The 15,301-nt window shown below is 55.7% G+C and carries 16 protein-coding genes; 9 read left to right on the forward strand and 7 right to left on the reverse strand.

Going from position 1 to position 15,301, the window contains the following annotated elements:
- Positions 1-121 precede the first annotated feature (121 nt).
- The 6 genes from hisD to MUU46_RS13595 are packed head-to-tail and all read left to right on the forward strand — an operon-like array spanning position 122 to position 6,111.
- The gene (gene hisD, locus MUU46_RS13570) at positions 122-1,429 is read left to right on the forward strand and encodes a histidinol dehydrogenase (protein WP_159756056.1); all 1,308 of its coding nucleotides are present in this window, start codon (positions 122-124) and stop codon (positions 1,427-1,429) included.
- A 7-nt stretch (positions 1,430-1,436) separates the two neighbouring features.
- Positions 1,437-2,204: an SDR family NAD(P)-dependent oxidoreductase gene (locus MUU46_RS13575; RefSeq protein ID WP_258965779.1), complete on the forward strand. Its 768-nt coding sequence runs from the start codon at positions 1,437-1,439 to the stop codon at positions 2,202-2,204.
- Positions 2,205-2,218: 14 nt separating this feature from the next.
- Positions 2,219-3,412, forward strand: a complete 1,194-nt coding sequence (locus MUU46_RS13580) for an MFS transporter (protein WP_159756053.1) — start codon at positions 2,219-2,221, stop codon at positions 3,410-3,412.
- A gap of 2 nt (positions 3,413-3,414) precedes the next feature.
- Positions 3,415-4,152, forward strand: coding sequence for an alpha/beta fold hydrolase (locus MUU46_RS13585; protein WP_258965780.1), 738 nt, complete (start codon positions 3,415-3,417; stop codon positions 4,150-4,152).
- Positions 4,134-4,916: an HpcH/HpaI aldolase family protein gene (locus MUU46_RS13590; protein WP_159756047.1), complete on the forward strand. Its 783-nt coding sequence runs from the start codon at positions 4,134-4,136 to the stop codon at positions 4,914-4,916. Before MUU46_RS13585 ends, MUU46_RS13590 begins: the two co-directional genes overlap by 19 nt.
- 10 nt (positions 4,917-4,926) lie before the next feature.
- On the forward strand, positions 4,927-6,111 hold the full coding sequence (locus MUU46_RS13595) for a cupin domain-containing protein (RefSeq protein WP_258965781.1): 1,185 nt from the start codon (positions 4,927-4,929) through the stop codon (positions 6,109-6,111).
- Between the two features lie 90 nt (positions 6,112-6,201).
- Here MUU46_RS13595 and pgeF read toward each other — a convergent pair whose 3' ends face one another.
- From pgeF to MUU46_RS13615, 4 genes are all read right to left on the reverse strand, one after another.
- Positions 6,202-6,921 carry a peptidoglycan editing factor PgeF gene (pgeF, locus tag MUU46_RS13600; RefSeq protein ID WP_258965782.1) on the reverse strand — a complete coding sequence of 240 codons (720 nt, stop codon included), beginning with the start codon at positions 6,919-6,921 and terminating at the stop codon, positions 6,202-6,204.
- A gap of 89 nt (positions 6,922-7,010) precedes the next feature.
- Positions 7,011-7,733, reverse strand: coding sequence for an amino acid ABC transporter ATP-binding protein (locus MUU46_RS13605; RefSeq protein ID WP_159756720.1), 723 nt, complete (start codon positions 7,731-7,733; stop codon positions 7,011-7,013).
- Positions 7,720-8,484: an amino acid ABC transporter permease gene (locus MUU46_RS13610; RefSeq protein WP_159767752.1), complete on the reverse strand. Its 765-nt coding sequence runs from the start codon at positions 8,482-8,484 to the stop codon at positions 7,720-7,722. The genes MUU46_RS13605 and MUU46_RS13610 overlap by 14 nt, the downstream gene beginning before the upstream one ends.
- A 66-nt stretch (positions 8,485-8,550) precedes the next feature.
- The gene (locus MUU46_RS13615) at positions 8,551-9,318 is read right to left on the reverse strand and encodes a basic amino acid ABC transporter substrate-binding protein (protein ID WP_159756035.1); all 768 of its coding nucleotides are present in this window, start codon (positions 9,316-9,318) and stop codon (positions 8,551-8,553) included.
- A 197-nt stretch (positions 9,319-9,515) separates the two neighbouring features.
- Here MUU46_RS13615 and MUU46_RS13620 point away from each other — a divergent pair, with 197 nt between their 5' ends.
- From MUU46_RS13620 to MUU46_RS13630, 3 genes are read left to right on the forward strand one after another with little or no spacing between them, the layout of a single operon-like run.
- Positions 9,516-10,580, forward strand: a complete 1,065-nt coding sequence (locus tag MUU46_RS13620) for an ABC transporter substrate-binding protein (RefSeq protein WP_258965783.1) — start codon at positions 9,516-9,518, stop codon at positions 10,578-10,580.
- Positions 10,570-11,574, forward strand: coding sequence for a FecCD family ABC transporter permease (locus tag MUU46_RS13625; protein WP_258965784.1), 1,005 nt, complete (start codon positions 10,570-10,572; stop codon positions 11,572-11,574). Before MUU46_RS13620 ends, MUU46_RS13625 begins: the two co-directional genes overlap by 11 nt.
- The gene (locus MUU46_RS13630) at positions 11,574-12,323 is read left to right on the forward strand and encodes an ABC transporter ATP-binding protein (RefSeq protein WP_258966011.1); all 750 of its coding nucleotides are present in this window, start codon (positions 11,574-11,576) and stop codon (positions 12,321-12,323) included. Before MUU46_RS13625 ends, MUU46_RS13630 begins: the two co-directional genes overlap by 1 nt.
- Here the strand turns inward: MUU46_RS13630 and MUU46_RS13635 are convergent.
- From MUU46_RS13635 to MUU46_RS13645, 3 genes are all read right to left on the reverse strand, one after another.
- Positions 12,303-13,031 carry a substrate-binding domain-containing protein gene (locus MUU46_RS13635; protein ID WP_258966012.1) on the reverse strand — a complete coding sequence of 243 codons (729 nt, stop codon included), beginning with the start codon at positions 13,029-13,031 and terminating at the stop codon, positions 12,303-12,305. The genes MUU46_RS13630 and MUU46_RS13635 overlap by 21 nt on opposite strands.
- A gap of 70 nt (positions 13,032-13,101) precedes the next feature.
- On the reverse strand, positions 13,102-13,938 hold the full coding sequence (locus MUU46_RS13640; protein ID WP_159756023.1) for a shikimate dehydrogenase family protein: 837 nt from the start codon (positions 13,936-13,938) through the stop codon (positions 13,102-13,104).
- A gap of 9 nt (positions 13,939-13,947) precedes the next feature.
- A complete protein-coding gene (locus tag MUU46_RS13645; RefSeq protein ID WP_258965785.1) occupies positions 13,948-15,279 on the reverse strand; it encodes an MFS transporter in 1,332 nt (443 codons plus the stop codon).
- Positions 15,280-15,301 lie beyond the last annotated feature (22 nt).

Genomic DNA, 15,301 nt, shown 5'->3' on the forward strand with positions numbered 1-15,301 from the left:
TTTTTGCGATCTCCATTGCATTCGAATGCAATAAAAGTTTCTTTCCGATTTATTTCATGACTACTATTGAATGCATTCGAAGTCACACACCTGCATAAGAGACACTGGAGAGTAGACGATCATGGCAAAATGGCTGAAACACGGCGCTGAAGCTGAGGCACTTAAATCCGCAGACCGTAAGGTTCGGGAAACAGTCGAAAGTATTCTGGCGGATATCGCGGAACGAGGAGACGCGGCGGTGCGGGAGCTTTCCATTCGCTTCGACAATCTGGATCGCGAAAGCTATCGTTTAACCGTTGAAGAAATTGCCACTTGCTATGAGCAATTGTCCGAGCGAGATATTGCTGATATCGCTTTTGCCCAGGAGCAGGTGCGCAATTTTGCCCAGCATCAGCGTGACAGCATGCATGATGTTGAGGTTGAAACGCTGCCGGGCGTGATCCTGGGTCATAAAAACATTCCGGTCAGCGCGGCGGGTTGTTATGTTCCGGGCGGAAAATACCCTCTCCTGGCCTCCGCGCACATGTCGGTGATCACCGCAAAAGTGGCAGGCGTTCCCCGCATCATCACTTGCGCCCCACCCTTCAATGGCAAACCAGCTCCGGCAATTGTCGTTGCGCAGCACATGGCCGGGGCGGATGAAATATATTGCCTCGGCGGGATCCAGGCCGTTGCTGCGATGGCGATTGGCACAGAAACTATCTCCCCCGTCGATATGTTGGTCGGTCCGGGCAATGCCTTTGTCGCCGAAGCGAAAAGGCAACTTTTCGGTCGCGTGGGCATCGACCTGTTTGCGGGCCCAACCGAAACACTGGTAATTGCTGATGACAGCGTTGATGGTGAGCTGTGTGCCACCGATCTGCTTGGTCAGGCTGAGCATGGCCCGGACTCTCCGGCAATTTTGCTAACGACCTCTGAAAAACTGGCTATTGAAACACTTGCTGAAATCGAGCGCTTGTTAGAGATTTTACCCACGGCGCATATCGCTCGTCAGTCATGGGACAAATTTGGCGAAGTGATTGTCGCCGACAGCGACGAAGAAATGCGGGATATCGCCGATAAGCTGGCTTTCGAGCATGTCCAGGTGATGACCCGTAATCCTGACTGGTTCTTGCAGAATCTGCGTAATTTTGGCGCACTGTTCCTCGGACCTCGCACCAACGTCGCCTATGGGGATAAAGTTATCGGCACCAACCATACTCTGCCGACCAAACAGGCCGCACGATATACCGGTGGATTATGGGTAGGTAAATTCCTCAAAACGTGTTCTTACCAAAAAGTCCTTACCGATGAAGCTTCAACCCATGTTGGCGAATATTGCTCTCGCCTGTGTGCGCTTGAAGGATTTGCAGGTCACGGTGAGCAAGCAAACATTCGCGTACGCCGCTATGGACACAAAAATGTGCCCTACGCCGGCATTGTTGAATAAGGATGTAATGATGACGTTGCCCAAAACCCCCAGTTTTCGTCTGGATGGAAAACGTGCGCTGGTTACAGGAGGCTCTCGCGGCATCGGATATGCTGCGGGACTGGCGCTGGCCGAGGCCGGTGCGGAGGTATGGATTGCCGCCCGTGACGCTTCCCGGCTAAATATCGCGGCAGAGATGGCCTGCGAGGCAGGCCTGAAACTCAATCCAGTGCAGGTCGACATCACCCGGCCTGAGGACGTTCAGCACGTTATCGAACACCTTCCTCAAATGGATATTTTGATTAACAGCGCCGGACTGGCACGGCATCAGCATTTTACCGATGTCAGCCAGGAGAACTATGACGCCGTTATGGACATCAACGTGCGGGCAACATTCTTCCTGTCCCAGCAGGTGGTACGGCGGATGAAAAGTGCCGGTATTCACGGATCGATTGTGCATATTTCATCGCAAATGGGGCATGTCGGCGGACCGATGCGCAGCGTTTACTGCGCATCGAAATTTGCACTGGAAGGCCTTACTCGGGCGATGGCCATTGAATTAGGCCCCTTCGGGATCCGCGTCAACACCTTGTGCCCGACGTTTATTGAAACCGAACTGTCGAAAAGCTCACTGGCCGACCCGCAATTTCATCAGCAGGTTCTGAGTAACATTAAACTCGGGCGTTTAGGGCAACTGGAAGATGTGATGGGACCGGTGGTGTTTCTGGTGTCACCAGCAGCAGCCTTGATCACGGGCACTGCGTTAATGGTTGATGGTGGCTGGACCGCATCCTGAATCTGGAGGTTATTATGTCTGTGCAATTACTGCGTCGTGATGTCCTGCTGTTCTTCATTATCAGCCTGCTGTTTTTCGTCAGCATTCATGCTTTCGATCCGTTTCTCGCGCCTTACATTACTTCACTCAATGTCGAGGCCCGAACGATGGGCATTATTATTGGTGCGACGGGGCTGGCGTCAATGCTGCTGCGTTTCCCGACAGGCATACTTTCCGACCGTTTTCATAACCGTAAACGCATTATTCAGGTAGGTTTGCTGTTTACCATTCTTTCCTGGCCGATAGTGTTTTTGCATCCGACACCGGAAACCTTGTTTATTGCCAAGCTGGCTGATGGCGTGACCAGCGCGACATGGGTGATCTACAACGTGATGTTTGTCGCCTTCTTCCCGCCTCTTGAAGCCGCAGCCGCCGTGGCATTGCTCAGCGTCACCTCTCCGGTAGGCACCTTTATTGGCATCTCACTGGCGGGTTTTATGGCGCGTCATTTCGGTCCACAGTCGAGCTTTCTCGTCGCCTCCACGGCGGCGAGCCTCGCCCTGCTGCTGACGTTCTTCATTCGTGAACGCCGTCCTGAGCGTTCGCGTGAAGAAGCCGCCATATCTGCCGTGCGCAGCCAGCTTAGCGATAAATCTGTCTGGTTTCTCGGCGGACTCTGTGCCGCAGTGATGATGGTGCCTTTTGCCACCCGCGATACTCTCACGCCGCTGCTGGCGGAAGGGTTCGGCATGGCGGCGGGCTCACTGGCAACATTAAGCAGCATTCACCTGTTCTTTTATGCTCTCTCTACCGCTCTGTGCGCCCCCGTCTTCTATCGTCGACTCGGCCTCGCCAAAACCGCTGTGATTGGCGGGGTGATGCAAGGGGTGATCGCCATCGCAATGCCTTATGCGCCGAATATTCTGGTGCTCTATGGCCTGCAGGCGCTGGCTGGCGTGTCCTTCGGTATGATTTTCACCGTACTGAATTCTCTGATCATCACCCATACCCCGGTCTGGCAGCAGTCCACCCGCGTCGGGCTTTATCAGAGTATCTACTCCGCCGGGATTTTCTTCGGCCCGGTGCTGGTCGGCTACATCAAATACTACTTCGCCATGAAACAGGGATTCCTGGTGGTCGGCCTGATTTCCATCCTTTCGATTGTGCTCATCCATCATGTGATCCGCATGGTTGAAGCCCGTCGTGAACCTGAAACCGTACCGGCATGAAGATGAAACCGATCAAAAACGAAGACGTTCCGTTAATTCTGCTCGGCGGCACCCTGTGCGACGAGCAGCTATGGCAACCGATGCTGGATACACTCTCTGTCAGTCATGTGCAGTGTCTGACGCTGCAAGACGAAGAGTGCGCACAAGCCGCCGCAGAGCGTCTGCTGGCGCAGCTACCTGCAAGGTTCTGTGTGTGCGGATTTTCATTGGGTGCGATTGTCGCATTACAGTTGCAGGCCATCGCACCGCAACGCATCGCGGGACTGGCGCTGATTTCGGTTAATCCGTTCGCCGATTTGCCGCAAAATGCGCAACCACGTCGGGCGGCTGTAGAACACGCTCGGGCGCTTGGATTTGAGGCGTTTATTACACAACAACTCTGGCCACGCTATGTCGCGGCTCAGCGCCAAAATGATGACGCTTTGCGCCAAAACATTATCGCCATGGCGCAAAATTGCGGTCATGAGGTCTTCGCCAGACAGACAGAAATTGCTATCAGCCGCATCGATCGTCGGGATGCAATGACAAAACTCGCCGTACCGGTTTTGCTGATGAACGGCGAAGAAGACCCGATTTGCACGGCGGAGCATCATCGCGCCGTACATCACGCCGCGCCGTCCGCAGACTGGCAAACTCTGCCTGGCGTCGGTCACTTTGTGCCGCTCGAAGCGCCGCACTTAACAGCAAAAGCCCTTCATTCATGGTTAAACGAGGTCCTGCTATGCGACTTAACCCACTAAAACAACGCCAGCAACCGATAATCAATGGCTGGCTGGCCATTCCGAGCAGTTACAGTGCCGAAATCGTCGGCCACCAGGGGTATGACTCGGTCACGGTCGATATGCAGCACGGTATGATCGATTTCGCCTCCGCGCTGAGCATGTTGCAGGCACTGTCATCGACTCCTGCAACACCCATTGCTCGAGTCTCGCACAATGACGGCGCGCTCATTATGCAACTGCTTGATGCAGGCGCTTACGGCATTATCTGTCCAATGGTTTCCACAGCCGATGAAGCGCGCCGTTTCGTCTCAGCCTGCCGATATCCGCCTCTGGGTAACCGCTCATTCGGACCCGCGCGCGCCCTGCTGTATGGCGGCAAAGATTATCCTCAACATGCCAACGAGCAAATCCTGACCCTGGCGATGATCGAAACCCGTGATGGCTTAAAAAATCTGGATGCGATCCTCGATGTTGAAGGTCTAGACGGCATTTTCATTGGGCCTAACGACCTTTCCCTGACGCTGACCGGTACGGCCAGCGCAGAGTCTCAGCACCCGGAAATGCTGGCGGCGGTCGATCATGTTCTCAAACGCACTCAAGCGGCGCAAAAAATCGCCGGAATTTTCTGCACCTCGGGCCAGGCCGCGGCTGACCGTATCGCACAAGGCTTCACCCTGGTGACGCCAGCAAATGATGTTATGCAACTCTCTCAGGCTGGTCGCGAAGCGGTTGCTCGCGCTCGCGGCGACGTTCCTCCGGCCCGTTCAGGTTCCGGTTATTAATGGAGATGGTATGAAAAACACGACTCTGACCCACGAAGAAGCCCGTAAGCGTCTGATTACGCCAGAAGATATGGTGTCATGCAGCGTGGCGTTTATTGACTGCAAATTACCCGGATCTCATCTTAAGCAAAATTACTCATTTATCGGGCCTGGCGTCACGCAATCCAGCGAGCAAGTCATCAATATTCCGCTGCCTCACGGTTTCAATATTGGCGCCGCCGCGATGCCGAAAGGCGTCACCAATAATCTTCATCTTCATTTTACCGCTGAAGTGTTCCTGATCCATGAAGGGAGCTGGCGCTTTCGCTGGGGTGCAAACGGCGAAAACGAAGCGACATTCAGCGCACCGGCAATTTTGTCGATCCCGACGTGGATCTTCCGTGGTTTTACCAACGCTTCAGCAACGGACACCGATGGCTGGGTCTTCACCGTCCTGGGCGGCGATAACACCGGCGGTATTATCTGGCACCCTTCCGTTATGCAGGCGGCGAAAGAATACGGGTTATACCTCAGCCGCGAGAACATGCTGATCGATGTTGAAAAAGGAGATGCGATTCCGGACGATTCCGCGCTGATGCCGGAACTGGCACAAGCCGAAATCGAGAGTCTCACCCACTATACGCCGCAGCAAATGGCAGAATTTGCGGTGACGGGCGAACAACGCCAGTGGTCCTCGCAGGGATTGCTGGATGCTATCCTCCCCGGCCACGGTGCGCAAATTGCGCCGGTTATCGGGTTTGGTATCAGCCAGGATCGAAACAGCCTGCCGAAAATTATCCGTCCTCATGGTTTTTCAGTGGAATGGTTGAAACTGCCTGCTGGCGGCCAGCTTGGCCGTCACCGTTGTGAGCAGGTTCAGGTGATCATGGTCTTTAAAGGTACGCTGGAAGTGACGTTCAATCACCAGGGTGAAGAGGTCGTCCTCACCGCCCCGGAGCGCTCGGTCATTTCTGTTCCGGAAAATTGCTGGCGGCAGTACCGTGCACTGGACGGTGAGTGTGAAGTGACGCTGACCAGTCGCGGCGATCAGCGCAAAACGATCTACTGGGATGACGAGATCGTCGCCGCAGCGGAGCAACACGGCTGGGCGGTAGATCCTGACGGCTATATTGCGAAGGTAGATGTCATGCCGCTTACGGCACGTAAGGTTGCCCCCCGCGTGTCTGCGGCCTACACCGCGCGCATCGAAAACTAGACGGCATTCTTTCATGTTTATCGCGCTACAGTGTGATGTTACGCCGCTGTAGCGCTTTTCTCTTTGCAGCACACCCTGTCAGCCTGCGCGTTAATCCCGCACAATCCACGATACCTGCTGGGTTTTCGTTGCCGGAACGTGCGTCCGTCGACGATACGACCCTAAGCTTTCGGGCGTACAGTAGGTACAGTGTGCCAGACAGTCGATGTTTTCCTGACGCACGCCTGCATCCAGCAGATGAATCTCGCAAAATGCCGGTAAATCAAACCACAGACTGTTTTCTTCACGTGCTGTTGCACTGCGCACATTTGGCCCTCGCGGGGCCACAGAGAACAAACGCTGCCGGTGCAGGCGCACCTGTTCTGTGGCAGGTGTTTGTAATAACGCGTCATAAAATGAGGGCGATACCTCATAACAGCACGGGCGAATATGCGGGCCGATAGCAACGATAATATCCTCAAGACTAACCCCCGCTGCGCTAAACTGCGCCACGCTTTGCCGCACGATGCCTTCTGCGGTACCGCGCCATCCGGCATGAATGCAGGCAATAAAGTGTCCGTCACGCGACGCCATCAACAACGGTAAACAATCTGCGGTGTAGACCCCGATCTGCTGGCCTGAAATTTGCGTAAAAATGCCATCCGCATGAGGACGTTCTGTAGGAGGTGCGACGTAATTGAGGATGTCCGTGCCATGAACTTGCTTGATATCCACGAGGGTGGATTTATCAAACACCGCGGATTCATGCACGTCGAGTAAGGCGTGGCGAACGCCGGGGATGTCTGCCAGTAAACGGGAAAAATAGGCCATGAGGTTCTGTCATTCAAATGTCGTAGCCTTTAACCGTAATCCAGCGATGCCTTTCCGACAAGTCGGCTGGCATCGCTGGCAACGATTAATTACAACACCTTACTGAGAAACGACGCGGTGCGAGGGTTCTGCGGCGCGCTGAAAATCTGCTCCGGCGTGCCCTGCTCCTGAATAATGCCCTGGTCGATGAAAATCACCCGATCCGCCACTTCGCGGGCAAAGCCCATTTCGTGGGTCACGATAACCATCGTCATCCCTTCCGTGGCCAGTTTTTTCATCACTTCCAGTACGTCGCCGACCAGTTCCGGGTCAAGTGCGGATGTCGGCTCATCGAACAGCATGATCGACGGTTGCATCGCTAATGCCCGAGCAATTGCCACGCGCTGCTGCTGCCCGCCGGACAGACTGGACGGCCAGGCATCGCGCTTATCGCTCAGCCCGACTTTCGACAGCAGCCCTTCGGCATAGGTCACCGCCTCGGCACGGGACATCCCGCGCAGCGACATCGGCGCCATCAGCAGGTTTTCCAACACCGTAATGTGCGGGAAGAGGTTAAAGCGCTGGAAGACCATGCCCACGCTCTCGCGCAGTTTATTGAGATCGGTCTTCTTATCGTGCACCGGGAAGCCGTTGACCACCACTTCGCCTTCGCTCACCGATTCCAGCGCGTTCATGCAGCGTAAAAAAGTGCTTTTCCCGGAGCCGGAAGGTCCAATCACGCAGACCACTTCCTGAGGCTGAATATCACAGTCGATGCCGCGCAGAACGTGACTCGCACCGAAGTGCTTATGCAGATTTTTAATGTGAATCACTTTTGCCAAACCTCTTTTCCAGACGGTTAACCAGCTGCGCCAGCACGAAAGTAATGACCCAATACACAACCGAAATGGTCAGGTACGGTTCCCAATAAGTGGCATATGCCCCGGAAACGGTGCGCGCGGCGTACGCCAGGTCCGCCAGACCAATCGCCGACGCCAGCGAGGAGTCTTTCACAATCGCGATGGCGTTATTGCCGAGCGGCGGCAGAATACGGCGAAACGCCTGCGGTAAAATCACCTTGCGCATGGTTTTCCACCACGGCATACCCAGCGCGCGGGAGGCTTCCATCTGGCCTTTATCAATCGACTGAATGCCTGCGCGGAAAATCTCCGACACGTAGGCCCCGGCGTTGAGCGTAATCGCCACAATGCAGGATAAAAACGCGCCGTAGTTTGAACGCAATTCGCGGGCGAAATCACTGCTCATCACACCGTGAGTCACCAGCAGACCATCGCGTGGGTTAATGAACAGCGGTACCAACGCAAAATGGACCACCATGATCTGCACGAAAAGCGGTGTGCCGCGAAAGGCGCTGACATAAAAGCGCACCGGGAACTGCACCAGGTAACGCAGAACATATTTCCACGGTCCGTGTTCGGCCTTCGCCATCCGGCCCAGACCGAGCGTCAGGCCCCACAGAGTGCCGAGGATCACACAAATAATGGTGCATTTGAGGGTCATTATCGCGCCGTCGATAAACAGCGGGCCGTACTCCTCGATAATTTCCCAACGGAATCCCGTCATAGCTTTTCCCTGAAAAAAACGGCGATCGTCAGCAGTGGCGATCGCCGTGAAAATAAAAAGAAGATATTACTGAGCTGGCAACGTAGGAACGTCTGCGTCAAACCAGGTTTGATAAATTTTGGCGTAGGTGCCGTCGGCGACGATCTTTTTCAGTCCGGCGTTAATTTTGCCGAGCAGTTCGGTGTTGCCTTTCGCTACCGCAATACCGAAATACTGACGTTCAAATTTGGCATCCGGGACCAGTTTGAACTGTTTTTCCGGGTGCTGTTTGATGTAGTACTTCACCACACCAACATCGCCTACCGCTGCGCTCACGCCATCTTCAAACAGTTCTTGCAGCATCAGCGGAGTGTTGTCGAACCGCTTGATGGCAGTACTGTTTTTACCGAGCACGTCAGATACCACGATATCCCCGGTGCTGGAGTTCACCACGCCAACCTTCTCGCCTTTCAGCGCTGCCAGCGAACTGACTTTAGAATCCTTCGGCACCACAATCGACTGTTCCGCCGGGAAGTACGGCGCGGAGAAATCGATCATCTGCTTACGTTTGTCGGTAATGGTGATGCCGGAAATGATGATGTCACGGTCGCCGGAATTGAGGGTGGCGAAGATGCCTTCCCACGGCGTGTTGATCAGTTTGATATCGAAGTTCTCGGCTTTGGCGATAGCCTTAATCACATCGATATCAAAACCTTCCAGCTGTTTCTGGCTGTTTTCAAATTCAAACGGGCGATAAGTGCCACCCGAACCGACGATATACGTTTGAGCTGCAACATGGGCACTGGCCGCCAGCGCCGCTGTTAAACAAAATCCCTTCATCCATTTGCTGATCATATCATTACCTTTTTATGCATTTAATATGCATAAAAATACATAACTTGTCTGGCATATGCAACACGCGAGGCGGGATATTACATTCGGTTATAACGGCCTTTCCCATGAACCGTTGAGATAATCGGCACGAAAGGTTTGCAACCCGCATCGCTATATAATCTAATGCATAGCGATTTTTTCCCTTCTCAGAGTGAATCATGCCCAGACTACATCACCTTTATCTGTGCACTGCCCTTGCCTGCAGCGCCCTTCTTACCGCCACGGCCGCACAGGCTGACCGAACCGTTACTGACCAGTTGGGTCGTCAGGTTACGCTGCCCGATCACGTCAATCGCGTGGTGGTACTTCAGCATCAGACGCTGAATCTGCTGGTACAGCTGAATGCGCAGGACGACATCGTCGGCGTGATGAGCAGCTGGAAAAAACAGCTCGGGCCACAGTTTGCACGCTTTATGCCGAAAATCACCACGCTGCCAATGCCAGGCGACCTGACACAGGTCAATATTGAAAGCCTGCTGGCGCTGCATCCGCAGGTGGTTTTCGCGGCGAACTATGCGCCGACCGACATGATCCAGCAGATTCAGAATGCCGGTATTCCGGTGGTGGCGATTTCATTGCGCGAGGATGCCGCCGGTGAGAAAAATAAAATGAACCCGACGATGGCCAACGAAGAACAGGCCTATAACGAGGGATTGAAACAGGGCATTCGCCTGATTGGCGACGTAGTGGAACGGCCGAAAGAAGCCGAGGCGTTAATCGACTACACCTTCAGCGCACGCGCCAACGCTAACGCTCCAGTGGCCGATATTCCTGAGGCTAAAAAAGTCCGCGTGTATATGGCAAACCCGGATCTCAACACCTACGGCTCAGGTAAATATACCGGGCTGATGATGGAACATGCAGGTGCACTGAACGTGGCGGCGGCAACCGTTAAAGGTGCGCGTCAGGTGTCGCTGGAGCAGGTTTTACAGTGGGATCCTCAGGTTATTTTTGTGCAGGACCGCTACCCGCAGGTGCTGAAAGCCATCGAAAGCGATCCGCAGTGGCAGGCAATTGACGCCGTGAAAAATCATCGCGTATGGCTGATGCCGGAATATGCCAAAGCCTGGGGCTATCCGATGCCGGAAGCGATGGCGATTGGTGAGCTGTGGATGGCGAAAAAACTCTATCCGGAACGCTATAAAAACGTCGACGTGGATGCCCTGGCGCAAGATTACTATCAGCACTTTTACCGCGTGAGTTGGAAATCAAATGCCCTCTGAAGCCCGGTATCGCGCGCTGCAAGTGGGGTTAATGGCCTCAACTCTGCTGCTGGCGCTGGTTTCGTTGTGCCTCGGCCAATATCATTTGCCAATTAGTGACGTTGTCACTCATCTTCTCCATCTTGATACGACGAACGATAACGCCGGACAGGTGGTGTGGACGGTGCGTTTACCTCGCGTGGTGATGACCTTTCTCTGCGGCGCGGCGCTCGGTTTGAGTGGCGCCACGCTACAGGGCGTGTTCCGCAATCCGCTGGTCGACCCCCACATCATCGGCGTGACTTCTGGCGCCGCGTTTGGCGGCACGCTGGCGATTCTGCTCGGATTAAGTCCGCTTTTAATGATGGGCTCGACCTTTAGCTTTGGCCTGGCCGCACTTGGACTGGTGTATCTGATTGCGACCTTACAAGGGCGCGAAAGTACACTGGTGCTTATTCTGTCGGGTATTATCCTCAGCGGATTTTTCGCCGCACTGGTCAGCCTGATGCAGTACCTCGCCGACACCGAAGAGGTGTTGCCCAACATCGTATTCTGGCTGCTCGGCAGTTTTGCCACCGCCAACTGGCACAAAGTGATACTGGTCGCCGGGCCGGTACTGCTGGCGGGTGCGGTGCTGTTCGCCCTGCGCTGGCGCATTAATTTGCTGTCACTGGATGAGAAAGATGCGCGAGCGCTCGGCGTATCGGTGAAACCGCTGCGTCGCGGGGTGCTGGTCAGCTGTGCGCTTCTGGTTGCTGCCCAAGTGGCAGTCAGCGGCAGCATCGCCTGGGTCGGACTGGTGATTCCGCATCTGGCGCGGCTGTTAGTTGGGGCCGACCATCGACGCCTGTTACCGACCGCGTTCTGGCTCGGCGGCGGGTTTATGATTGTGGTCGACGATCTCGCCCGTACCCTGACTAACGCCGAAATTCCTGTCGGTATTATCACCGCCCTGGTCGGCGCGCCGGTCTTCACCTTTTTGCTGATTTACAGCCAACGCCGGAGTGCCCAATGATTACGACTTCGTTATCCGTCAGCGAACTGCTGTACGGTCACGGCCAGCCACTGTTTTCGCCGCTCAGTTTTAGGTGTCAGCCGGGGGATATCTGGGCCGTACTCGGCGCGAACGGACGCGGGAAAAGTACCTTACTGGATACGCTGACCGGAGTGTTGCCCGCTCTCGGCGGCCAGTTTTCGGTTGATGGCGGCGTCAGCGTGGTGCCGCAGGCTTTTCGCCCGGCCTTCGCCTGGCAGGTGCATGACGTAGTGCTGATGGGCCGCGCTCGCCACGTGGGGCTGTTTTCACAACCGTCAACCGATGACCGACAGCAGGTCGAGAGCGCGCTGGCGCAGCTGAACATTTCCGCACTGGCGCAGCACAACGTCGGCACGCTCTCAGGTGGTCAGCAGCAGCTGGTGATGATTGCCCGGGCGCTTGTCAGCGGCAGTCAGAATATTTTGCTTGATGAGCCCTGCTCCGCGCTGGATCTGGCTAATCAACAGGTGGTGCTGCAATTGATAAGCGACCTGGCACATCGCCAGCAGCGCAGCGTGCTGTTTACGACGCACGATCCGACCCACGCGTTACAGGTGGCGAGCCATACGCTGATGCTGTTGCCGGACAGGAAATGGCTGGCGGGTAAAACTGAAGATGTAGTAACGGACCGCCATCTACACCAGGCGTATGGCGTGCCAGTCAGGACGCTGACGCTGGATGACTATCCGCGTCAGGTCATTGCCCCATTATTTGCCATCGAGCGTTAAAAAAGCGGCCTCACGTAAAAACGCCTGGCCTTCTGATGCCACAATAAACTGTTCCAGCAGGTGCGCTTCGTCACTGAGCCGCGCCAGCTGATATTCACAGCGCGTCTGATACGTATCCGGCAGCGCCAGAATGCGCAAATCGTCCGAGTTTTCCAGCGCCTGAGCATAGTGCGCATAACCGACAAACAGGTCGGTCAAATTCTGACGTATCAGCCACGCACTGGCAATTTCCCCCGCAGGAACGATTAACGACGCTCTGCCACCCACCAGCTGCTGTGCCCGGGTAGACAGCTTGATATCCGGATACTGCGCCTCAATTCGGGCAAACAGCTCAAAAGTGTAATCGCCAGAAGGGTCACATCCGGGCGTCGACGTCCCCAACCGCAGCGCCGGATTCGACAGCAGGCTGAGCCAGTCGGCATTTTCCGTTTGCGCGGTTTTACGGGCCGTGAGGTTCAGGCGATTAAACGCAAAGGTAGTCGCCGCCTGCGCGCGTCCGCTCGCCAGCAGCATTTGCGGATGCCGGGTGTTCGCGGAGGCGAACAGGTCACAGCGCTGACCGGCTTCGATGCGCTCCCGCAGCAGGCCTGCTGGGCCAAAATCGACATGAACAAGAATACCGGTTTGTTGGCTGAAATGCTGACACAGCGGAATAAATGCCCGCTTGAGGCTGCCTGCGGCGAGTACGTGAAGGGTTGTGGTCATCAGTGTGAAATCTTTGCCCGGTTCGAAAGCGATTATCTTAGCCGGGCAAACAGGGAACGCCAGTCGAATCCGCTTATTCCCTGATCTCAGCCCGCTCACGCAGCTGTTCAGGGGTAGCGACCGGGAGGCCAAAGAACTTCAGATAGGCGGGGATCATTTCAAACAACATGTCGGTGCCACGCTGCACCTGACAATCGCGGGCCATTGCCGCCTGCAAGAACGGCGTCCACATCTGGCTCATGACCACTTCGCCGACGTACGTGCCGGGTGTCAGGCGGTCAGCATCCAGCGGCAGCGGGTCGCCCGGTTTCATTCCCATCGGTGTCGCGTTTACCACCAGCGAATGGCCCTGCGGATCCTTTTGCATCAGCCTGATGTCAAGTGTCGGATAATGACGTAGCAGGCGCATGGCCAGCGCCTGAGCGGTTTGCTCACGGGTATCAAACAACGTGAGCGATGGCACGCCCGCCGCAGCGAGGGAGGCAGCAATCGCCGATCCCACACCGCCGCAGCCCACCACTAATGCCCGGGCATTGTCCGTACAAAAACCTTTACGCTGAATGCCCTGCACGAAACCATCGCCGTCGAACATATCACCGGTGAGCGAGCCGTCCTCTTCACGCCGAATGGCATTGCAGGCTCCGGCAATCGCCGCCGTCGGGCTGAGTTGTTGCACCAACCCGGCGGTGACGACTTTATGCGGCATCGTCACCAGCGCGCCGACCAGATTAGTCATCTGAAACAGCGCTGGCACGAACGTGGCAAAGGCCTCCGGACGCACGCCCATCGGCACCACTTTGACATCCACGTTTTGCGCCGCAAACCACGGGTTGTAAATCATCGGTGCTTTGAAACTTTCCGTAGGCCAGCCCAGATGCGCAATCAGTCTGGTGTTTCCGGTAATGATCATGCGTGCTCCCTAATCCTGCTGTTCCGTGAGTTCGATGCGTTTGACATCGCCAAGAATAAAGACATACGCCACCACACCGAGCAACGCCGCAGCGCCGATGTAAATGAGCGCGTAGAAGAAACTGCCGGAGGCGGCGACGATAAAGCCAATCACCAGCGGCGTGAGGATCCCCGCCAGGTTGGCGCAGAAGTTAAACAGTCCGGCAGTCAGACCACCGAGTCCGTTGGGTGCCATGTCGGAAATCAGCGTCCAGCCGAGGCCAACCATTCCCTGGCCGAAGAAGGCGAACGACATCACCAGGATAACCGCGGTGTCACTATGCAACCAGTTGGCAGTGATGATGCAGCTCGCCATCAGCAGGCCGACAATAATCGGCAGCTTGCGCCCAAGGTTGGCGGAGCCAGTAGCTTTCAGCAGTTTGTCCGATACCCAGCCGCCGAACATTACCCCCCCCGCTGCCGCGAGAAACGGCAGAATGGCGAAGAAACCGACCTTCAACCATGGCATGTGACGCTCGGTGGCGAGCCAAGTCGGGAACCAGGTCAGGAAGAACACCAGCACCGTGTTACCGGCAAACTGCCCAATACTCGCTCCGACAATCTGACGTTTGCTCAGCAACTGGCGCACCAGCGGCCAGCTGAATTGCGTTTTTGTCGCCGTTGCGGAATGGATCCCGCCGCCAGCTTCAATGTATTCACGTTCTTGCTCGCTCAGACGGCTGTCTTCGTGCGGCTCACGGTACAGACGCCACCAGGCTATCGCGAATAATATGCCGACTACGCCAACGGTGATAAACAGTGCGCGCCAGCCAAAGCTGCCCATAATCCAGAACAGCACAGGAGAGAAGCAGGCGAGGCCAAGATATTCCCCGACGGTGTACACCGCCGTGGCTTTCGCCCTCTCCTGCTGTGGAAACCAGGCGCTGACCACCCGGCTATTCACAGGGAAGCACGGCGCTTCGCTGATCCCAAGCCCAAAGCGGCACAGTAACAAGGATTTGATACCCACCGCCATGCCGTGAAACAGCGTGAACAGCGACCACAGCGTGAGGGAAAGGAAATAGGTGATTTTGTTGCCGAAGCGGTCGAGGAACAGGCCGCCAGGAATCTGTGCCAGGGCGTAGGTCCAGGCAAACGCCGAGAACACCAGGCCCATTATCGCTGCGTTGATGCCCAACTCTTGGGTCAGTGCCGGCGCAGCGATGCCCAGCACCGTACGATCGAGATAGTTGATCATTGTGCCCACTGCCAGCAGGGCCAGAATACCGATCCGACGCCGGGTGCGGCGCACAGCGGTGACCGCCTCCGCGGCCACTGCGTGGTCATGGCTGTAAGTGCTCATAGTGTTTCCTGTCTTTGTAGGG

The organism is Scandinavium tedordense (assembly GCF_024764965.1).
Lineage (GTDB): Bacteria > Pseudomonadota > Gammaproteobacteria > Enterobacterales > Enterobacteriaceae > Scandinavium > Scandinavium tedordense.